This is a genomic window from Ruegeria sp. C11, from assembly GCF_056537725.1.
Genome location: NZ_JBQFSB010000008.1, coordinates 144,541 through 164,472, shown reverse-complemented (window position 1 = coordinate 164,472; position 19,932 = coordinate 144,541). Strand labels below are relative to the sequence as shown.

Here is a 19,932-nt window from a genome sequence, read left to right as displayed (position 1 = left end):
GGCCGGTCATGTCGACACCCCCAAATCCCATTGTTCTAGCGGCCCTGCTGGCCCTGTCCCCTATCGTGGGGACAGGGCCAGTCGCCGCCGAGGAACCTGTCCCCACCGGTGGCGTTTCCCTTGAACTCAGCGCGGCAGAGCTGCGCGGGCAAAGCTGCCTTCTGAGTTTCGTGGCCGAGAACACGACCAATGACGACCTCGCCGAGGTGGTTTTTGAAACGGTTCTGTTTGGCGCCGAGGGACAGGTCGCGCTTTTGACATTGCTGGATTTCAAACAATTGCCGGTTGGGCGTCCAAGGGTCCGGCAGTTTCAGTTCGACGGCCTGAGTTGCGACCAAATCAGTCGCGTTCTGATCAACGGGGCCGAACAATGCCAGACCAATGGCGGCCCGACGGATGCTTGCATGGATGCACTGCGCGTCAAGAGCCGTCTGAACATCGACATGATCGGATAGAGGGATGACAGACATCAAACAATCTCTTCTCAATATTGTCGAACTGGGCGGCCCGGTTGTGGCCGTCCTGATCGCGACATCCGTCGCGACGCTGTCGCTGGTTCTTTACAAGCTCTGGCAATACAGGGCGGCGGGCGTCTCCAGACATCTGGAACTTTCTCAGGCCATCGACGCATGGGACAGGGGCAACAAAGGCGAAGCCTGGACCCATCTGGACAAAAGCCGCAGCTATCTGGCGCCGGTGGTACGGATGGCGTTTTCCGGTGACGGGCAAAACCTGTCGGATCGCGCAGATGCCGAGGCAGAAACCCGGTTTGCGCAGTTAGAACAAGGCCTGAACGTGCTGGACATGGTGGCGCAGCTTGCTCCGCTGCTGGGGTTGTTCGGCACGGTCATCGGTATGATCGACGCATTCCGGACGTTGCAGGGGGCAGGCAGTTCCGTTGACCCGTCGCTGTTGGCCGGGGGTATCTGGGTGGCACTGCTGACGACTGCAGCCGGTTTGGCGGTTGCCATGCCCGCATCCATGATCCTGACCTGGTTCGAGGCCCGGATGAGACGTGAGCGCATTTTTGCAAACCGGGCATTTCGCACGATATTTGCGCCCGGTCATACCCTGTCAGAGCCGGAAGTCGGTTCGCCGCATACCGCGCTGGCAGCTCATGGCGCTTGATGTGCTGAAGAAGCGGCGCAAGCGCCTTTCGATGACATCGCTTATCGATGTCATCTTTTTGCTGTTGCTGTTCTTCATGCTGAGCTCGACCTTTTCCAAACATGGCGAGATCGAGTTGACGTCTTCGACTGGCGGGGGCGCAGATACGGACCGCACGGTTCGGTTCCTGAAACTGAATGCAGAACAAATTCTGCTTGATGGGCAATCTGTATCGCTGCAGCAGGTCACATCAGTGCTGCAATCCGATAAACCTCAGACCGTTGTGATCAGCCTTGGGCAGGAAACCACCTCGCAGCAATTGATTGACCTGATGGCAGTGCTGCGACCGGTACAGCTTCTGCAAACCCGGGTGTTGGGATGATGCGGCTGGGATCTCGGCCCAAAAATGCCAGGGAACCGACGATTGCGTTGATCAACGTTGTTTTCCTGCTGCTGGTCTTTTTCATGATCGCGGGCACGCTGGCGCCGCCGATGAACAGTGATGTGCAGCTTGTGCAAACGCAGGATCTGGAAGGGCGCGAGCCGCCGGATGCTCTGGTGATACGGGCCGACGGCACCATGGAATACCGGGGCGCCGAGCTGACGTCTGCGGCAGCCTATGCTGACCGGGCCTCGATCGATTTGCCTTTGGACGCGATACGGATCGTGCCGGATCGGTCCCTGCCGGCAATCCAGCTGGTCCGGGTCAGTTCGGATCTGCGGGCGCTTGGCGCAAAACAGATATTCGTGGTGACTGAAAGAGCGTTGCAATGATCCCTTCATCGTACCGTGTGGCTGTAATCGCAGTCTTCCTTGCCATTGCAACGCATGGTTTGGCCTTGCAGGATTATTCGACATCAGAACCCGCACAAACCGAGGGCAGCGGGTCAGTCGAGGTCGCCGCCTTCGGGTCATCTTTCAAGGATCTTGTCGCGGGGGCAGCCGCATCTGCCCCACCTCCGTCGCGTCATCAGGCGCAACCGCCGCAACCAACCCAACCCGCCGAAAAACAAACGCTCAGCCCGAACGCAAAAGCTCCTGCCCTGCAGGGAACCACGAGGGTCAGCAAGGTGACGGCGCCACGTGATTCAAACTCTCATTCGTCGACTGTTCGGCAAAAAGCCCTGGCGCCTGCGCAATCGACCAATGTTGTGAGCGCAAAAACATCGAAGACTGAAATTGAGCCTGAAGCAGACCCCAAACCCAAGGGTCAGGTCGCATCGCAACAGGGAAACGCAGGCAAAACCGCCAAAAAGGGCAGCGACGCAGGCCGCAAACGGGACGGTTCCAGCAAGGCCACACAGAACCGGGTCGCGTCGGCCAAGCAGGGCGATGCGGCTGCGGATAATTACAAAGGTCTGGTGTTGCGGAAAATTTCACGGACACGGCGCAAAAGTGTCACCATTCGGGGAACTGCCGTGGTCCGGTTTCAAATAGCCGATAGCGGATCACTTGCGTCATTGTCGATCAGCCGCAGCTCGGGCTCGAAGCGTCTGGATCAGGTGGCATTGGCGCAGATCAGAACTGCTGCCCCGTTTCCGCCACCGCCCGCCGGTGCCCGACGTAACTATACAATCGAGATCGTCGGTCAGTAACATCCGGGTCCTCTGGCAGTCTGGCCAACCTGTGTCGCTGGCTCGATACAGCCGGATTTGGATGCTCCGTGAAAAAACGCTTGGTTTTTTCATCAGATTGCGTCACGGTGAAAAACGAGGAGAAAATTTCACGAGATTCGGAGCGACAGGTGAACGACCAGGCCCCACACAGCGCGACACTTGGTGCCGATATCCGCGCCCTGCGCAAGGCGCGCGGGCTGACGCTTGCCGAAATTGCCGCAAAGCTTGATCGGTCGGTCGGCTGGTTCAGCCAGGTCGAACGCGACATGTCCGAGCCCTCGATCTCTGATCTGCGCCAGATTGCCCAATGTCTGGGTGTGCCCATGTCGATGCTGTTTGCCCATTCCGCGGCACCCGCCGATGAACAGGGATATGTCGTCCGCGCCGGGTCGCGCCGCCCCATGGGATCGGGCGAGGAAGGGCTGATCGAAGAACTGCTCTCACCCGACCTGACCGATGATTTCGAGATGGTGCATTCGACCTTTCAGCCCCATTCCCGCATGCAGACCCCGGCGAACCGGCCCACGCAGGAAGTTGGTTACATGGTCTCCGGTCAGCTTGATCTCAAGATCGGCGGCCGTGCCTACACCGTGGGACCGGGCGACAGTTTCCGGATCAAGCACGAACCCTATCAATGGTCCAACCCCTATGACGAGCCCGCTGTTGCGGTCTGGGTCATCGCCCCGCCGGTGTACTGATGAGTTTCGAGGCCTGGACCATATTCGCGCTGTTCTGGGTGGTTTTCGTTACCACTCCGGGACCGAATGCGGTCAATTGCATCTCGAACGGGATGAGCCTGCCGTTTCCCAAGGCGATGCTGGGTGTGCTGGCCATCCTGACACAGGCCAGTGCCTTTCTGATCCTGTCGGCGCTGGGTGTCACCGCCCTGATCGCGGCATCATCAACCGGGTTCTTTATCGCCAAGCTGATCGGCGCAGGGTTCCTGATCTGGCTGGGCGTGCGGGGCTGGATGAATGCCACAAGGCCAGTCCCGGCCACCGAACGCCCCGCGCGGCACATCTATCTGCACGCGCTGGCCGTCGCCACGATCAACCCCAAAAGCGTTGCCGGATACCTCGCGGCGTTTTCGCAATTCGTGCAGCCGGACGTGCCGATCTGGCAGCAGATGGCGGTGATTATGCCCACGGCTCTGATCATCACGACGCTCAGCTATACCGGGTTCACCCTGCTTGGCGCGCTGATGGGAAAGGCCGCGCTGGGGGCCGTCTTCAACACATGGGTGCGCCGGGTGATGGCGACCTGCTTCATCATCTACGGCGTGTTGCTGGGGGCCAGCACCACGCCCACAGCAAGGGGATAAAGACATGCATTCCGGTTCCTGCCTCTGTGGCGCCGTCGCATTCAATATTGACGGAGACCTGTCGCCACCATCCGCCTGCCATTGCGGCCAGTGCCGCAAGCAATCGGGCCATGTCTGGGCCTCGACCTCGACCCATCAGGACAACCTGAGCTTTACCGCCAGCGACACGCTGAGCTGGTTTCGCGCATCCGACATTGCAAAGCGCGGATTCTGCCGCGCCTGCGGTTCGTTCCTCTTCTGGCAGCACAATGATGAGGACACGATTTCGATTTCCATGGGGGCGCTGGACGCGCCTACCGGACTGAAACTCGCCCGGCACATCTTTGTGGCCGACAAGGGCGATTACTACGACATCACGGACGACCTGCCCCAACGGGCGCAATAACAGGAACTGAAAGACATGAGTGATTTTCCGACAAAAGCCCGCGTGGTTATTATCGGTGGCGGTGTGGTGGGGACCTCCTCGCTCTACCATCTGGCCAAGAAAGGCTGGACCGACTGCGTCCTGCTGGAAAAGAACGAGCTGACCGCAGGCTCGACCTGGCATGCGGCGGGGAACGTGCCGACCTTCTCGACCTCGTGGGCGATCATGAACATGCAGCGGTATTCGACCGAGCTGTATTCCCGTCTGGGGGATGAGGTCGATTATCCGATGAACTACCACCAGACCGGCTCGGTCCGTCTGGCCCACACGAAAGAGCGTGTTCAGGAGTTTGAGCGCGCCTGCGCCATGGGCCGCTATCAGGGCATCGAGATGGAGATGTGGACGCCTGAACAGGCCAAGGAACAGTACCCGTTCCTGGAAACCCACGACCTTGAGGGCGTGCTGTTCGACCCCAGCGACGGTGACATTGACCCGGCGCAGCTGACACAGGCGCTGGCTAAGGGCGCCCGCGACATGGGTGCAAAAATCCTGCGCTTTACCCCTGCAACCGGCGTGACCCAGCACGACGACGGCACTTGGACCGTCAGCACCGAGAAAGGTGACATTGACTGTGACTATGTGGTGAACGCAGCAGGGTACTATGCCCAGCGCGTGGGTGAGTGGTTCAAGCCCTTTGGCGGGCGCACCGTTCCGATGATGGTGATGAGCCACCAGTACCTGCTGACCGAGGAAATCCCCGAGATCGAGGCATGGTCGAAGCAAAGTGGCCAAAAGCTGCCGCTGCTGCGCGACGTGGATGTGTCGTACTACCTGCGTCAGGAAAAGCACGGCTTCAACATCGGCCCGTACGAGCCCAACTGCCGCGCGCATTGGGAAACCGAAGCCGACCCGATGCCGGACGATTTCAGCTTCCAGCTCTGGTCCGATGATCTGGACCGGATCGAGGACATCGTTGCCGACGCGATGGAGCGTGTGCCGTTGTCCGGTGAGGCCGGTATCTCGCGCATCATCAACGGCCCGATCCCCTATGCGCCGGATGGCCTGCCTCTGATCGGCCCGATGCCCGGCGTGAAAAACGCGTTCGAAGCCTGCGTCTTTACCTTTGGCATCGCGCAGGGTGGCGGCGCTGGCAAGGTGCTGGCGGAATGGATCGTCGACGGGTTCACCGAATGGGATATGTGGGCTGTCGATCCGCGTCGCTACACCGATTACACCGATCACGACTACTGCGTGAAAAAAGGCATGGAAGTTTACGGCAACGAATACGCCATGCACTTCCCGCACCACGAATGGCCCGCTGCGCGCGACAAGAAACTGTCGCCGGTGCACGCCAAGGTCAAGGAACTGGGTGGTGTCATGGGCGCCTATAACGGGTGGGAGCGTGCCAACTGGTTCGCACAACCCGGTGACGATGTGACCGAAGAAAGCACACACACATGGGGCCGGTCCGGCCCGTGGGAGCAGCGGATCAAAGAAGAATGCGAGGCCGTGCGAGACCATTGTGGCGTTTTGGATTTGCCAGGCTTCTCGCGCTTCATGGTCAAGGGAGAGGGTGCCGCCGAGGCACTGCGCGGTCTCGCAACCGGCGGTCTGCCCAAGGTTGGCCGGATGAACCTGATCTACGTCTCCGACGATCGTGGCCGTATCCTGACTGAAATGTCCTGCATTCGTCTGGGCGAGGATGAGTTCGTGATGATCACCGCTGCCACCGCGCAGTGGCATGACCGCGACATCCTGCTGAACGCGATGCCCGCTGGTGTCAGTGTCGAGGACGTGACCACCACACGCGACACGCTGATCGTCACCGGCCCGAAATCGCGCGAGATCCTGTCGGCTCTGACCGATGCGGACCTGTCGACCGGATGGCTGACGCACCAGTCCGCAACCGTTGCAGGCCAGCCCGCCTATCTGATCCGCGTATCCTTCGCCGGTGAACTGGGTTGGGAGGTTCATGCCCTGAACGAGCATATGCCTGCCATCTACGGCGCCATCATCGACGCAGGCGCCAAGCCGTTCGGCATGTATGCTCTGAACTCCTTGCGTATCGAAAAGGGCTACCGTGCATGGAAGGGCGATCTGTCGACCGACTTCTCGCTGCTCGAAGGAGGGCTGGGCCGGTTCGTCAAGCTGGACAAGCCGCAGGACTTCCCCGGCAAGGCCGCGATCCAGAACGAAAAGCAGCAGGGCGCGAAAAAGCAGTTCGTTACCCTGCTGGTCGAGGCAAAGGATTGCGACGCGCCTTACATGTCCTGCATCTGGCATGATGGTCAGATCGTCGGTGAAACCACGTCCGGCGCATGGGGCTATCGCATCGATGCCTCGGTCGCGCTGGGCATGGTGCGTCCGGATCTGGCAACCCCGGGTACCGAGCTTGAGGTCGAAATCTACGGCGAAAAGTGCCGCGCTGTGGTACAGGAAGATCAGCCGCTTTGGGACCCAGCGAACGAGCGGCTCCGCGCCTGATCGCGACAAGGAGGCCTCCATGGGCAAGCGCTATGCCAAACTGGGACCCGGTGAGGGTCCCAACTATGACTGGGAAAACGATCATACCTTTGTCAAAGTGTCCGGTCAGGACACCGGCGGTGCCTATACGCTCATGGAGGACAACCTCAAATCCAGCTTTGCGCTGGGTTTGCATCGGCATGACAGCCATGCCGAGACATTCTATTTCCTCGAAGGTCAGGTCGATTTCTATGTCGATGGTGACTGGCATCGCTGCACTCCGGGCACCACGATGCACGTGCCACCCAGAGTGCCACATGCCTGCCGTGTCGCGGGCAACGCACCTGCGAAAATGCTCATGATTTTTCAGCCATCGGGTTTTGATGGGTTTCTGACGGAACTGGCAACGATGGATGAAGCGGACTTTGCAGATGAGGCGAAGATGGCCGATCTAAACGCCCGCTATGACATCGTGCCGATGGGGCCGGTGCCACCGCATCCGTACGACGGGGGTTGAGCGATGAGCATACCCGCAGTCATGTCCGGCGTTTATCTGACCCGCCACGGCGGGCCGGAGACGCTGGAGTGGCGCGACGACATTCCCGTTCCGAGCCCTGACCCCGGGCAGGTGCTGGTCAGGGTCGCGGCAGCCGGGGTCAACAACACCGACATCAACACCCGGGTCGGATGGTATTCGTCCGATGTGACCGGGGCCACCGATACCGTCGATCAGGATGTCGAGGCTGGTGGCTGGGGCGGAGCGCTGGCCTTTCCCCGCATTCAGGGCGGTGATCTCTGTGGCATTGTCGAGGCTGTCGGGGCAGATGTTCCGTTCAATCCCGATCAGCGCGTGACCTGCCCGATCAACCTGCCGCGTCCGCGCCCCGGCAACCCGCACGGGTTCATCGCGCTGGGCTCGGAGATCGATGGCGCATTTGCCCAATATTGCCTCGTCGACGCCGACGACCTGTATGACGTAACCGCTTCTCCGCTTTCCGACGTGGAGATCGCCGCGATCCCCTGCGCATTTGGTACGGCCGAGAACCTGTTGACCCGCGCGGGAGTGACGGCGGGACACAAGGTGCTGATCACCGGTGCATCCGGTGGCGTCGGATTGGCGGCGGTGCAACTGGCCGCCCTGCGCGGAGCCGCCGTCTGGGGCGTGACCAGCCCGGCCAAGGCCGAAGTGGTCAAAGGACAGGGTGCAACGGACACATTCGGCCGCGATACCACCTTGCCGCAAGACATGTTCGATGTTGTCATCGACGTAGTAGGTGGCCCGGCCTGGCCTGGCCTCATCCTTGCGCTCAAACCCGGCGGGCACTACGCCGTGTCCGGTGCCATCGCCGGGCCGATGGTTCAGGCCGATCTGCGCGACATCTACCTGCGTGACATCACCATCCACGGATGCACCCATCAGGCATTCGAGGTCTTTGGCCGGTTGGTCACGCTGATGAACGAAGGCCGGATCAGACCACTGATCTCAAAAACCTACCCTTTACAGGACATTGCCAAGGCGCAGCAGGATTTCCAGTCCAAGGCGCTGCCAGGAAAACTGGTCCTGATCCCATGATGGAGACTGACCCATGGCTGACATAACTCTTCTGGATGGCTCGATCGGGCAGGAACTGGTCAAACGCAGCGGTGACCGCGCAACGCCGCTTTGGTCGACCCGCGTAATGATTGACCATCCCGATCTGGTGGGCGACGTCCATGCCGATTATTTCCGGCGGGGCGCCACCATTGCCACGACCAACACCTACGCCGTTCATCGCTCGCGCCTTGTCCGGGTGGGGATGGAGGATCAGGTTCCGGACCTGATCGACGTTGCGCTATCGCAGGCCGAACGCGCCCGCAAGGGAACCGCCGGTCGTATCGCGGGATCGCTCGGGCCGCTTCTGGCATCCTACCGCCCGGACCTGAACCCCGACCCCGCTGATGCCGCCGAAAAATTCGCGGAACTTGCCACCATGATGGCCCCGCGCGTCGATCTGCTCCTCATCGAAACCGTGTCGTCAGTGCAGGAGGCCGAAGGCGCCTTGCGCGGCACGCAAGGCTGCGGCAAACCGGTCTGGCTGGCGCTGACGGTGATGGATGATGACGGCACCCGACTGCGTTCAGGCGAACCGTTGGACAACATCGCCCCTCTTGTCGAGCAATTTGATCCGCAGGCCGTACTGATCAATTGCTCCCGCCCCGAGGCGATCCCGGCTGCACTGGGGATCATCGCCACGATGGGCCGCCCCTTTGGCGCTTATGCCAATGGCTTTACCCGCATCTCCGAAGGGTTCCTGAAAGACGCCCCAACCGTGGATGCGTTGGAACAAAGAACGGACCTTGGCCCCGGTGCCTATGCCGATCACGCGATGGGCTGGGTCGAGCAGGGCGCCACTATCGTCGGCGGCTGTTGCGAGGTCGGACCCGACCACATCACGGAATTGGCGCAGCGTTTGCGCGCAGCGGGCCACCGGATCGTCTGAACGGGAGGGCACGATGACGACCGAACGGCAATGGCATTTCGACATTATCGTCGCTGACGGGTTCGTCCTAAGCGAACTGGCCGGGATCGTGGATGTGCTGCGCATCGCCAACCGGGTGTGCCCACAGCCGCCCTTTACTTATCACTATCGGTCCCTGACCGGGGGGGCGGTGTGCAGCAGTGCCAAGGCATCAGTGGAAACCGAACCGGTCTCGTCACAGGCCAGTGCCGACTATGTGTTTGTCATCGGAAATTCCGACCCCGACCATCCTGCCCTGTCCCTGACCCGCGTCGTGTCGGATTATACCTATCGCGGCGCGCAGGTGTTTTTGCTGGCCGAGGCCGCAAGCCGCTATATCAAGGACAAGGGCGCGGACGATCACGCGACACATTGGGAAAACGCCTCGTTCCTGCGCGAGCGTGGGGCCGGGTTCGACGCCAAGTTCTCAATCGCAACCGAGCACGGTCAGGTCGTCACCTGCGCCGGCATGGGGGCGACAGTCGACGTGGCGCTGGCGGTCATCGGGCGCCATATCTCTGGCGCGGGCAAGATGACCGTGGCAGATATCATGCTGCACGAGAACATCCGCGACTTCAGCTCGATGCAGCCCTTCTCGGGCGTCAAATCAACCACCACCGGCGACAACAAGCTGGACCAGTGCATCAAAATCATGCAGGCCAACATTGAAGAACCCGTGCCGATCAACGAAATCGTCTCGGCGCTTGGCCTGTCCAACCGCTCGCTGGAACGCAAGTTCAAATCCTATCTGGGCACAACCCCCAACAACTTCTACCGCGAAATGCGGCTGGCCAAGGCCAACAACCTGCTGCTGAACACAACCATGAGCGTGCGCGAGATCGGCTTTGCCTGCGGTTTCCCGAACGGTTTCTCGGCCGTCTACAAAAGTGTTTATGGCATTACGCCATTCACCCTGCGCCGTCAGAGAAGGCGGGTGGATACCGAAGGGTGAAAACCCCAGCCGTTCTGACGCTTTTGATGGATTTCCTGCCGCCTCTACGTGGCAGTATGCGCCAAATCTGAAGATTCGGAGACTTCACAATGGTTGATCTTCCTACCAAGGCCCGCGTGGTCATCATCGGCGGCGGCGTTATCGGATGCTCGGTCGCGTATCACCTGACCAAAAAGGGCTGGAACGATGTTGTGCTGCTGGAGCGTAAGCAACTGACCAGCGGCACCACATGGCACGCGGCCGGTCTGATCGCGCAGCTGCGGGCGACAGCAAACATGACCAAGCTGGCGAAATACAGTCAGGAGCTTTATGGCTCGCTCGAGGAAGAAACCGGTGTGGCCACCGGCTTCAAACGCGTGGGGTCGATCACCGTTGCGCTGACCGAAGAGCGCAAGGAAGAGATTTACCGCCAAGCCGCCATGGCGCGTGCCTTTGGCGTCGAGGTCGAAGAGATTTCGAATGAACGCGTAGCTGAGCTTTATCCGCACCTCAACCTTGAAGGCGTCAAAGGCGCGGTTCATCTGCCGTTGGACGGACAGGGCGATCCGGCGAATATCGCACTAGCGCTGGCCAAAGGCGCACGCCAGCGAGGCGGCATTGTCAAAGAACGCGTGAAAGTCACCGATATTGTCAAGCAGGGCCGCAAGGTCACTGGCGTGGACTGGGTTGCCGACGATGGCAGCGCTTCGGGCCATATCGAATGCGACATGGTGGTGAACTGCGCCGGTATGTGGGGACACGAGGTGGGCCGCATGGCCGGTGTCAACGTACCGCTGCACGCCTGCGAACACTTCTACATCGTCTCCGAGCCGATTGAGGGCCTGACCCCGCTGCCGGTGCTGCGCGTGCCTGACGAATGTGCCTATTACAAGGAAGATGCGGGCAAGATGATGCTGGGCGCGTTCGAACCCAATGCCAAGCCATGGGCGATGGACGGTATTCCCGACAGCTTTGAATTCGATCAACTGCCCGAGGATTTCGACCATTTCGAACCGATCCTCGAAGATGCCTGCAACCGGATGCCCATGCTGGCCGAAGCCGGGATTCACACGTTTTTCAACGGCCCTGAATCCTTTACTCCGGACGACGCCTATCACCTTGGGCTGGCGCCCGAGATGGACAATGTCTGGGTGGCTGCCGGGTTCAACTCGATTGGCATCCAGTCCGCAGGTGGTGCGGGCATGGCGCTGGCCGAGTGGATGGACAGCGGTGAAAAGCCCTTTGATCTGGGCGATGTGGATATCGGCCGGATGCAGCCGTTCCAGGGCAATAAGAAGTACCTGTTTGAACGCTCGAAAGAGACGCTTGGCCTGCTCTATGCAGATCACTACCCCTATCGTCAAAAAGCCACGGCGCGCGGTGTTCGCCGGACGCCTTTCCACCATCACCTGAAAGAACAAGGCGCCGTATTTGGTGAACTTGCCGGCTGGGAACGCGCCAACTGGTTCGCGAATGAGGGGCAAGAGCGCGAATACCAGTACAGCTGGAAGCGCCAGAACTGGTTCGAAAACTCGGCCGCCGAGCACCGTGCCGTGCGGGAGAATGTCGGCATGTACGACATGTCGTCCTTCGGCAAGATCCGGGTCGAAGGTCCGGATGCCGAGGCGTTTATGAACTATATCGGTGGCGGCGATTACTCGGTGCCGAATGGCAAGATCGTCTATACCCAGTTCCTCAACCGCACTGGCGGGATCGAGGCGGATGTGACCGTCACCCGCCTGACCGAAACCTCCTATCTGGTTGTCACCCCGGCGGCGACGCGACTGGCCGATCAGGCGTGGATGCAGCGCCATGTTGGCGATCATCGCGTTGTCATCACCGACGTCACCGTGGGCGAAGGCGTTCTGGCCGTCATGGGCCCGAATGCGCGTGCGCTGTTGGAAAAGGTTTCACCGGCTGATTTCTCGAACGCCACCAACCCGTTCGGCACCGCGCAGGAAATCGAGATCGGCATGGGACTGGCCCGTGCACATCGCGTGACCTACGTGGGTGAACTTGGCTGGGAGGTCTATGTCTCCTCGGACATGGCGGGGCACGTTTTCGAGACCCTGCATGAGGCAGGTCAGGATATGGGGCTGAAACTGTGTGGCATGCACATGATGGACAGCTGCCGGATCGAAAAAGGTTTCCGCCATTTTGGCCACGACATCACCTGCGAGGATCACGTTGTCGATGCCGGCCTCGGCTTTGCAGTCAAGGTCGACAAGGGCAGTGACTTTATCGGGCGCGAAGCGGTGATTGCACGCAAGGAAAGCGGGCCGAAAAACCGTCTGGTCCAGTTCAAACTGACCGATCCCGAACCGCTGCTGTTCCATAATGAGCCGATCATCCGTGACGGCGAATATGTGGGCTATCTGAGCTCGGGCAACTACGGCCATACGCTGGGCGGTGCCATCGGTTTGGGTTATGTGCCCTGCGAAGGTGAAAAGGCCGCTGACGTGCTGGCGTCGAGTTACGAAATCGACGTCTGCGGCGTGAAAGTGAAGGCTGAGGCGTCACTGAAGCCGATGTATGACCCGAAATCGGAGCGTGTGAAGGTCTGATCCGATCATGCAAGGGGGCTCTGCCCCGCCGCGGCAAGCCGCGACTCTCCCGGAGTATTTTCCGGCCAGATGAACAAGGGTTCCTTCATTCATCTGGCCTCAAATACTCCGGAGCGCGAGGCAGCGCCTCGCTATTTCCTTCCCCCTGCATAAAAGGTGACCCATCAAGGTCTGTGATGGGTTGGCCCACAGTTTACGGAGTTTTCAACGCCCCCCCGATTGCCGTAGATACCATTGGTGTCAAACGGAGACGGTAAATGTCGGCAACCAGCAACCCAGTCGAAAACGTGGATTCGCCAAAGGGGCTGGCGTTGGCGATCACTGCTTATGTTCTGTGGGGGTTTCTGCCGCTTTACATGAAGGCTATGGCGCATATTCCGCCTGTCGAAATTGTTGCTCACAGGATCATCTGGTCCGTCCCGGTCGCCGGGTTGTTGCTGATAGCGCTTGGGCGTACACGTGACCTCCAGTCTGCGCTGCGCAACCCGAGGATGCTGGGAATGGCCTGCCTGACGGCAGGGCTGATTTCGGTGAACTGGGCGATTTATGTCTGGGCGATTGCCAATGGCAAGGCGCTGGATGCGGCGCTTGGTTATTACATCAACCCGCTTTTCAGTATTGCTCTTGGTGCGCTTCTGCTACGCGAACCGCTGAGCCGCACGCAAATTGCGGCGGTGGCTCTGGCGGCGGTGGGTGTTGTGGTTCTTGTGCTTGAGGCCGGAAAACTTCCCTGGGCGGCCTTGGGTATGATGATCACATGGGGTTTCTACGCGTTTTTCAAACGGTCCCTTCCAATCGGGCCAAATCAGGGCTTCCTGTTGGAGGTTTTGATCCTGCTGATCCCCGCCCTGGCCTATGTCACTTGGATGGGCGCGCAAGGGGCCGGGAATTTCGGAGTGGCCGCGACGGACACTCTGCTGCTGGCTGGTGCCGGGATTGTCACGGCGGTTCCCCTGCTGGTTTATGCGAACGGTGCCAAACTGGTTCGCCTCTCGACAATGGGTATCCTTCAATACATCGCACCGACGATGATCTTCATTACCGCCATCACCCTGTTCGGAGAGCACATAGACCGGGGCCGCATGATCGCCTTTCCGATGATCTGGGCGGCGCTGATCGTCTATTCAATTCCGATGGTGCGCCAGATGCGGGCTCAGTCCTGACTGCGAATGGTCAATGCCAGTTGCTCGGCCCACAAGGCATAGGCTCTGGGGCTTGGGTGATACCCGTCCGGGGCGGCTAGGGCCGGGTCTTCGGGCAGGTGCAGTGACAGGTGCCGGACCTGCGGAAACTGTTTTGCGACCTGCTGCAATCCCTGATCCAACCGGCCCGCCTGCCGACCCAACACCCAGGCCAAGGGCTGCGGCAAAGCCGGAAACCGGTGCATCTGCGGCACGCCCGAGACCACGACACGGCGCACCCCAAGTGTGCCAGTCAGCAATTTCAGCAACTCGGCCTGTCGCTGCATGAACTGCGCCTTTGTCACGGCACGCGTCACGTCATTCACGCCCAGAGCGGTCACTGCAACATCGAACTCGCCGCCAATGTCGCGCAGCCTTTCAATCGTGTCCGCGGTGGTGTGCCCTGTCGTTGCCTCGAGCCGCCATTCGACCGTGTGGTGCCTGCCCAGCTGGCGGACCAACTGCCCGGCCAATGCCTGTTGTTGCGTTCCCGCCCCAACCCCGGCGGCCGAACTGTCCCCGGCGATCAGCAACCGCAAACGGGGCCCGCGCCCGTCGCGCCCTTCACGCGGGCCTGTTGGTTCGGGCAGCAACTGTGCCTTGCGCCGGACTGACAATCCCTGAACCGCAAGAACCGGCAGCAGCGGTACCCGCAAAATCTGATCGGCGGCAACCGGACCGGGCATTGTCAGGACAGCGCGTCGCGATATTCAAGGAAACGGGGATCGGTCATAACCCGCGCATTCATTGCTTCGCGCAACGCTCCAATAGTCTTGTAAGGGCGCATGACCACTTCGAATTCCTGAATCAGCCCGTCATCGTTCAGCGTGATCAGATCGACGCCGACCGCATCCAAATCTCCGACCCTGCACTGAAACTCCAAGGCCCAGTCCTTGCCGTCGCCCATCACCCGACGGTAGCGAAAATCGGAAAACACCTGCCCGACATGCCCCAACACGGCAGCCACCGGTGCCCGCCCGGTCCATGTCTTATAGTAGGTTGGCGGCAGAAACCGCACATCCTCGGCCAGAATCTCATGGATCAGGTTTTCATCGCCTTTGGCGACCACTTCCTGCATTTTCTCGATTGTGGGATGCATGTCCTCTCCTCTCCGCTACCACAAGATTTGCCCAAGCCCCGCGCGCGGGCAAGGACGACGTTGCGGGAGGTGGCGCGCTGCGATAGGCAGGCGCGCATGAGCGAGACCTACGATCCCCCGAAAACGCCGCTGGATGTGCTGCACGAAGATGCGCAGCTGATCGTGGTGAACAAACCTTCGGGCCTGTTGTCCGTGCCGGGCCGGGGGGCGCATCTGGCCGATTGCCTGCTGACCCGCGTGCAGGCCGCATTTCCGCAGGCGTTGCTGGTGCATCGGCTGGATCGTGACACGTCGGGCGTGATGGTCTTTGCCCAGACGCCTCATGCGCAGCGTGCGCTGGGGATGCAGTTCGAAAAGCGCCAGACCAGAAAAACCTACATCGCCCGTGTCTGGGGTGAGCTGGAGCCGAAAACCGGCACCGTCGATCTGCCGCTGATCGTTGACTGGCCCAACCGCCCGCTGCAGATGGTCTGCCATGATACAGGCAAGCCCGCCGTCACCGACTGGCGCGTGGTGAAAAGCGAAGGAGAGACGAGCCGCGTTCGCCTGTTTCCCAAAACCGGGCGCTCGCACCAATTGCGGGTGCATATGCAGGCGCTTGGCCATCCGATCCTCGGCGATCCATTCTATGCCAGCGGTGCAGCGCGCGAATTCCCCCGCCTGATGCTGCACTCGGAAGAATTGCGGCTGAAACACCCCGAGGGCGGTGTGTCGATGAAGTTCCGCGCTGCACCGGATTTCTGAGCGTCCGTTGACAAATTTCAGGTGTAGTGCGAAGGATGCCTCAGGTTTGGGTCTCCTGCCGCTCGCGGCCTTCGGGCTTTGGTGAAACCCTGTCAATTTTCATCTGTTGCCCCTTTTCCGGCGCGCGGATGGCAATGCGAGCCCCGTCCATTCCAACGCGCCCGTTTCAGGAAACGAGGCAAGAATGACTGTATCTGGAAACATAGCTCCGGTGGAGGAGCTGAAGTCGCAGGCCAGACGCCTGCGGGAAAAACTGCGCGCCAGTGGGGTGGAGGTGTCCCACGGCAAGGCGCTGGAATTGATCGCCCATCAGCACGGTGCGCGCGACTGGAACACGCTGCACGCCATGGCGGGAAATCGCATGATCCTGCGTGTCGGCGACCGGGTCGAAGGCCAATACCTTGGTCAGCCCTTTACAGCAGAAATCAGGGGATTGTCGGTCATGGGCGACGGTTCATATCGCCGGATCACGCTGCACCTTGACGAGGCGGTCGATGTGGTCACATTCGACAGCTTTTCGTCTTTCCGTCAGCGGGTGAACGGTCAGATCGGGTGGGACGGACGCTCGGCCCGGCATACATCCGACGGTCAGCCGCATCTGGTTGTTCGGCCAATCTGATGGCCAGACAGTTGGTCTGGCGACTGCCCGGAACACTCCGGGCAGTCGCCAGAGCGTTAGGGTTTCTTAGTATAAGCCGGTTTTCTTTTAGCCTGATTGGCGTTTGTTCCGGAAAACCGGGGATGCGTCGTTTCGTGTCGCGATCATTGAGGCGCAGGGTGTGTTGGTCTAGCGTAACCCAATACCCTCGTTGCCATAGTCAAACTAACGGAAAGGTAACACGCAGCATGATTGCCTACGTCACCGTTGGTGCCGATGACATCGCGCAAGCAAAGCGGTTTTATTCTGCGTTCCTGCCAGCCCTTGATTACGAACTTGAGGAAGGGCCTGAGGGCCTGAGTTACACGCTGCCGGTCGAACCGGGCCAGTCTCCGGTTCTGCCGGATTTTTATGTGAAACCTCCGTTCGATGGACGTCCGGCCTCGGTTGGGAATGGTGGTATGGTTGCATTTGAGGCGCGCAGTCAAAAGCAGGTTCGTGACCTTCACGCCGCCGCGCTTGCCGCAGGTGGCTTTGATGAAGGCCAGCCGGGGTTCCGTGACTTGTACGGCCCCCAATTCTATGTTGGCTACCTCCGCGATCCTCAAGGCAACAAGATTGCACTGTTTTCCTGCAATCCGAATGAACCCGGACGAGACGGATAGCGCGGGCTTCACAGACGCTACATATTTGATTCCGGCGAATTAACAGCGCCCAAAGACGCTCGACAGGATTTCGCCAAGACTGCTTGCGTCATATTCCGAAAACGCATCCGGCTGGTTGCTGTCGATGTCGAAGACAGCAATGACCTCGCCCGCTGCATTCCGGACCGGCAGCACCAGTTCCGACCGGGTGGAAGAGGCACAGGCGATGTGTCCGGGGAAGGCGTCTACGTCGGGGACCAGCTGCACCGCACCCGTTCTGGCAGCAGCGCCGCAGACGCCCCGGTCGAACGGAATGACAAGACAGCCGTGGCCACCCTGATAGGGTCCGATTTTCAGCAGGCCAGGTTCGGTCACGCGGTAGAAACCGGTCCAGTCGAAACGGTCATCGGAATGATGCACTTCGCAGGTGACGGTCGCCATCAGGGCGACCTCGTCTGTCTCACCTTCAGTCAAGGCGGCGATGGTTTTGGCGAGTGTGTCGTAGTCGGCGGTCATGTCGGTTTTCTTTTTCGTACGAAGGTAAGGGGGCTGTGTGCCCCCTCTTGACCCGGGGGTCAATTCACCCCCGAGGACATTTCTGGCAAGAGGAAGTTCAGAGGCGTTCGATTGCGATGGCGGTACCTTCGCCCCCGCCGATGCAGATGGCGGCGACACCTCGTTTAAGATCGCGTTTTTCCAGCGCGTTCAGAAGTGTGACCATGATACGTGCGCCGGATGCACCGATGGGATGCCCCAGAGCGCAGGCGCCGCCGTTGACGTTCACCTTGTCGCGCGGCAGGTCCATTTCATGCATGAATGCCATCGGAACCACAGCGAAGGCTTCATTGACTTCCCAGAGGTCCACGTCGTCCTTGCTCCAGCCGATACGGTTCAGAAGGTTTTGCGCGGCCGGCACAGGGGCGGTGGTGAAAAGGCCCGGCGCCTGCGCGTGGCTGGCGTGGCCAACGATCCGGGCGCGGATGGTGAGCCCTTGGGCCTCGGCCGCTTCGGCAGAGGCCAAAACAAGTGCTGCGGCGCCATCGGAGATCGAAGATGCGTTGGCCGCTGTCACGGTCCCGTCCTTGCGGAAGGCGGGTTTCAGGGTCGGAATCTTTTCGGGACGGGCCGAACCGGGTTGTTCATCGGAGTCCTGCGATATCTCGCCTTTTCGGGTTTTAACGGTGATGGGCGTGATTTCGCCTTCAAACGCGCCGTTCTTCTGCGCTGCCAGTGCGTTTGATAGGGATTGCAGGGCGTATTCGTCCTGTGCTTCGCGGGTGAACTGATAGGCCTGAGCGCAGTCTTCGGCGAAGGTGCCCATCAGGCGGCCTTTGTCATAGGCGTCTTCGAGACCGTCGAGGAACATGTGATCCACCACCTGACCGTGCCCGATACGGGCGCCACTGCGCATTTTGGGCAGCAGATAGGGGGCATTGGTCATGCTCTCCATCCCGCCGGCGATCATGGTGTCGGCATGGCCCAGAGCGATCTGGTCAAAGGCCATCATCGCCGCCTTCATGCCCGATCCGCACATCTTGTTGAGGGTCGTGGCGGGCACCTCTTCGCCAAGGCCGGCTGCGAATCCGGCCTGTCGCGCCGGGGCCTGCCCCTGACCCGCAGGCAGAACACAACCCATCAGAACCTCGTCAACCGTTTGCGCACCCGCGCCTTCGAGGGCGGCCCGGATGGCAGCTCCTCCAAGATCCGCAGCAGCGACCCCGTCGAACATGCCCTGAAATCCACCCATCGGCGTGCGGGACGCACCGGCGATCACGACCTCTTTCATCTCAACTCCTCCTCTTTCTGAGATGTTGAATACCGAATGGTAAGAATTGCCGTCTAGCGTATTTCTACCAAGAAAACCCATAATCATCGGAGGGCACCGGAAATGAGCCTGACCAGCAGCACGGCCGGCGCAATACAGGTTATCACGGTTCGGGCCGACCGGATCGACGCGGCGATGGCGATTCAGTTCAAGGAAGACATGCGCGCCGAAACCGAAGGCAGGATGGAACGGGTGGTGCTGGATCTGTCAGATGTTGAATTCATCGACTCCAGCGGATTGGGCGCGATCGTGGCGTCGATGAAACAACTCGGCGCGGATCGCACACTGGACCTGGCCGGGCTACATCCGGTGGTGGAAAAGGTGTTTCGCCTGACTCGGATGGACACGGTGTTCCGGCTGTTTCCGTCCCTTAGTGATGCGCTGTCCGCGCGCGCCGAGTGACTTTGAACGGGACGTGATCGACATGGATTGGACCGATGATCAGGACCGTCTGGATTTGTCCTTTCCCGCAACCAGGGATCAGGCCAGCGCAGGAATCGCGAGCCTGAGTAAAGGCCTTGCGGCACAAGGGCTACCCGCCGAAAAAGCCGGGGATGTAAGGATCGCGCTTGCCGAGGCCATCAACAACGTGGTTGAGCACGCATATACGGGCACGGCACCCGCAAACGTTCAGGTGAACTGCCGGTTGCATCGGGATCGGCTGGACATCCTCGTGTCGGATACTGGCAACCCGATGCCCGATTGCCACCCACCGAGCGGGACGCCTGCACAGATAGGTTCCGTTATTCAGGAGCTGCCGGAAGGGGGTTTTGGCTGGTTTCTGATCCGGCAGTTGACCAGTGAGATTCGGTATGAACGCCGCAACGGGTGTAATCATCTATCTTTGCGGTTTGATCTGCCAAAACCCCGAAAGTACAGCAAATAGCCACAATAACGCCCAGATCGAACCATTGTCCCGCCGCAAACCGGGGCAATAAAAACAGGGTAGCTCAGTTAGCTTCCCTCGGCGCCGAGCG

At 60.3% G+C, this 19,932-nt stretch carries 24 protein-coding genes; 20 read left to right on the top strand and 4 right to left on the bottom strand.

The features are described 5' to 3' along the window. The first annotated feature begins 8 nt into the window (after positions 1–8). The 15 genes from ACR0NA_RS15645 to rarD all read left to right on the top strand — a co-directional run bounded on the left by ACR0NA_RS15645 (position 9) and on the right by rarD (position 14,027). Positions 9–455, top strand: coding sequence for a hypothetical protein (locus ACR0NA_RS15645; RefSeq protein WP_480730403.1), 447 nt, complete (start codon positions 9–11; stop codon positions 453–455). A 4-nt stretch (positions 456–459) separates the two neighbouring features. Then, a complete protein-coding gene (locus ACR0NA_RS15640) occupies positions 460–1,128 on the top strand; it encodes a MotA/TolQ/ExbB proton channel family protein (protein ID WP_480730401.1) in 669 nt (222 codons plus the stop codon). After that, positions 1,118–1,489 (top strand): ExbD/TolR family protein, encoded by a 372-nt coding sequence (locus ACR0NA_RS15635; protein WP_480730398.1) that lies wholly within the window; start codon positions 1,118–1,120, stop codon positions 1,487–1,489. Before ACR0NA_RS15640 ends, ACR0NA_RS15635 begins: the two co-directional genes overlap by 11 nt. Beyond that, positions 1,486–1,881: an ExbD/TolR family protein gene (locus tag ACR0NA_RS15630; RefSeq protein WP_480730395.1), complete on the top strand. Its 396-nt coding sequence runs from the start codon at positions 1,486–1,488 to the stop codon at positions 1,879–1,881. The genes ACR0NA_RS15635 and ACR0NA_RS15630 overlap by 4 nt, the downstream gene beginning before the upstream one ends. Further along, on the top strand, positions 1,878–2,702 hold the full coding sequence (locus ACR0NA_RS15625) for a TonB family protein (protein ID WP_480730393.1): 825 nt from the start codon (positions 1,878–1,880) through the stop codon (positions 2,700–2,702). The genes ACR0NA_RS15630 and ACR0NA_RS15625 overlap by 4 nt, the downstream gene beginning before the upstream one ends. Before the next feature lie 149 nt (positions 2,703–2,851). Beyond that, the gene (locus ACR0NA_RS15620) at positions 2,852–3,421 is read left to right on the top strand and encodes a helix-turn-helix domain-containing protein (protein WP_480730391.1); all 570 of its coding nucleotides are present in this window, start codon (positions 2,852–2,854) and stop codon (positions 3,419–3,421) included. Next, on the top strand, positions 3,421–4,044 hold the full coding sequence (locus tag ACR0NA_RS15615) for a LysE family translocator (RefSeq protein WP_480730388.1): 624 nt from the start codon (positions 3,421–3,423) through the stop codon (positions 4,042–4,044). The genes ACR0NA_RS15620 and ACR0NA_RS15615 overlap by 1 nt, the downstream gene beginning before the upstream one ends. A gap of 4 nt (positions 4,045–4,048) precedes the next feature. Then, positions 4,049–4,429, top strand: a complete 381-nt coding sequence (locus ACR0NA_RS15610; RefSeq protein ID WP_480730386.1) for a GFA family protein — start codon at positions 4,049–4,051, stop codon at positions 4,427–4,429. Between the two features lie 15 nt (positions 4,430–4,444). Next, positions 4,445–6,892 (top strand): GcvT family protein, encoded by a 2,448-nt coding sequence (locus tag ACR0NA_RS15605; RefSeq protein WP_480730383.1) that lies wholly within the window; start codon positions 4,445–4,447, stop codon positions 6,890–6,892. 19 nt (positions 6,893–6,911) lie between these two features. Beyond that, the gene (locus ACR0NA_RS15600; protein WP_480730381.1) at positions 6,912–7,388 is read left to right on the top strand and encodes a cupin domain-containing protein; all 477 of its coding nucleotides are present in this window, start codon (positions 6,912–6,914) and stop codon (positions 7,386–7,388) included. Between the two features lie 3 nt (positions 7,389–7,391). Beyond that, entirely contained in the window at positions 7,392–8,444 is a 1,053-nt protein-coding gene (locus tag ACR0NA_RS15595) for an alcohol dehydrogenase family protein (protein WP_480730379.1), read from the top strand. Positions 8,445–8,457: 13 nt separating this feature from the next. Beyond that, entirely contained in the window at positions 8,458–9,351 is an 894-nt protein-coding gene (locus ACR0NA_RS15590; RefSeq protein ID WP_480730377.1) for a homocysteine S-methyltransferase family protein, read from the top strand. A gap of 13 nt (positions 9,352–9,364) precedes the next feature. Continuing rightward, complete coding sequence (locus ACR0NA_RS15585; protein WP_170655963.1) at positions 9,365–10,321, top strand: helix-turn-helix domain-containing protein; 957 nt, start codon at positions 9,365–9,367, stop codon at positions 10,319–10,321. A gap of 89 nt (positions 10,322–10,410) precedes the next feature. After that, entirely contained in the window at positions 10,411–12,864 is a 2,454-nt protein-coding gene (locus ACR0NA_RS15580; RefSeq protein WP_480730374.1) for a GcvT family protein, read from the top strand. Between the two features lie 257 nt (positions 12,865–13,121). After that, positions 13,122–14,027 (top strand): EamA family transporter RarD, encoded by a 906-nt coding sequence (gene rarD, locus ACR0NA_RS15575; protein WP_480730371.1) that lies wholly within the window; start codon positions 13,122–13,124, stop codon positions 14,025–14,027. Here rarD and ACR0NA_RS15570 read toward each other — a convergent pair. Then, a complete protein-coding gene (locus ACR0NA_RS15570; RefSeq protein ID WP_480730369.1) occupies positions 14,018–14,731 on the bottom strand; it encodes an SGNH/GDSL hydrolase family protein in 714 nt (237 codons plus the stop codon). The two genes, rarD and ACR0NA_RS15570, sit on opposite strands and share 10 nt — an antisense overlap. Before the next feature lie 2 nt (positions 14,732–14,733). Beyond that, positions 14,734–15,144 carry a nuclear transport factor 2 family protein gene (locus tag ACR0NA_RS15565; RefSeq protein ID WP_480730367.1) on the bottom strand — a complete coding sequence of 137 codons (411 nt, stop codon included), beginning with the start codon at positions 15,142–15,144 and terminating at the stop codon, positions 14,734–14,736. A gap of 96 nt (positions 15,145–15,240) precedes the next feature. On the opposite strand from ACR0NA_RS15565, the gene ACR0NA_RS15560 reads away from it, so the two are divergent. The 3 genes from ACR0NA_RS15560 to ACR0NA_RS15550 all read left to right on the top strand — a co-directional run bounded on the left by ACR0NA_RS15560 (position 15,241) and on the right by ACR0NA_RS15550 (position 17,151). Next, the gene (locus tag ACR0NA_RS15560; protein WP_480730365.1) at positions 15,241–15,888 is read left to right on the top strand and encodes an RluA family pseudouridine synthase; all 648 of its coding nucleotides are present in this window, start codon (positions 15,241–15,243) and stop codon (positions 15,886–15,888) included. A 184-nt stretch (positions 15,889–16,072) separates the two neighbouring features. Next, the gene (locus ACR0NA_RS15555; protein ID WP_480730363.1) at positions 16,073–16,507 is read left to right on the top strand and encodes a glyoxalase superfamily protein; all 435 of its coding nucleotides are present in this window, start codon (positions 16,073–16,075) and stop codon (positions 16,505–16,507) included. A gap of 227 nt (positions 16,508–16,734) precedes the next feature. Then, positions 16,735–17,151, top strand: a complete 417-nt coding sequence (locus ACR0NA_RS15550; RefSeq protein ID WP_480730360.1) for a VOC family protein — start codon at positions 16,735–16,737, stop codon at positions 17,149–17,151. A gap of 39 nt (positions 17,152–17,190) precedes the next feature. On the opposite strand, the gene ACR0NA_RS15545 is transcribed toward ACR0NA_RS15550, so the two are convergent. Together ACR0NA_RS15545 and ACR0NA_RS15540 are read right to left on the bottom strand one after the other, a co-directional pair. Beyond that, the gene (locus tag ACR0NA_RS15545) at positions 17,191–17,646 is read right to left on the bottom strand and encodes a GAF domain-containing protein (RefSeq protein ID WP_480730358.1); all 456 of its coding nucleotides are present in this window, start codon (positions 17,644–17,646) and stop codon (positions 17,191–17,193) included. 97 nt (positions 17,647–17,743) lie between these two features. Beyond that, positions 17,744–18,916 carry a thiolase family protein gene (locus ACR0NA_RS15540; RefSeq protein ID WP_480730355.1) on the bottom strand — a complete coding sequence of 391 codons (1,173 nt, stop codon included), beginning with the start codon at positions 18,914–18,916 and terminating at the stop codon, positions 17,744–17,746. Positions 18,917–19,018: 102 nt separating this feature from the next. Between ACR0NA_RS15540 and ACR0NA_RS15535 the strand changes: the two genes are divergently transcribed. Together ACR0NA_RS15535 and ACR0NA_RS15530 are read left to right on the top strand one after the other, a co-directional pair. Further along, complete coding sequence (locus tag ACR0NA_RS15535; protein WP_480730351.1) at positions 19,019–19,357, top strand: STAS domain-containing protein; 339 nt, start codon at positions 19,019–19,021, stop codon at positions 19,355–19,357. A gap of 22 nt (positions 19,358–19,379) precedes the next feature. After that, the gene (locus ACR0NA_RS15530; protein ID WP_480730541.1) at positions 19,380–19,841 is read left to right on the top strand and encodes an ATP-binding protein; all 462 of its coding nucleotides are present in this window, start codon (positions 19,380–19,382) and stop codon (positions 19,839–19,841) included. Positions 19,842–19,932 lie beyond the last annotated feature (91 nt).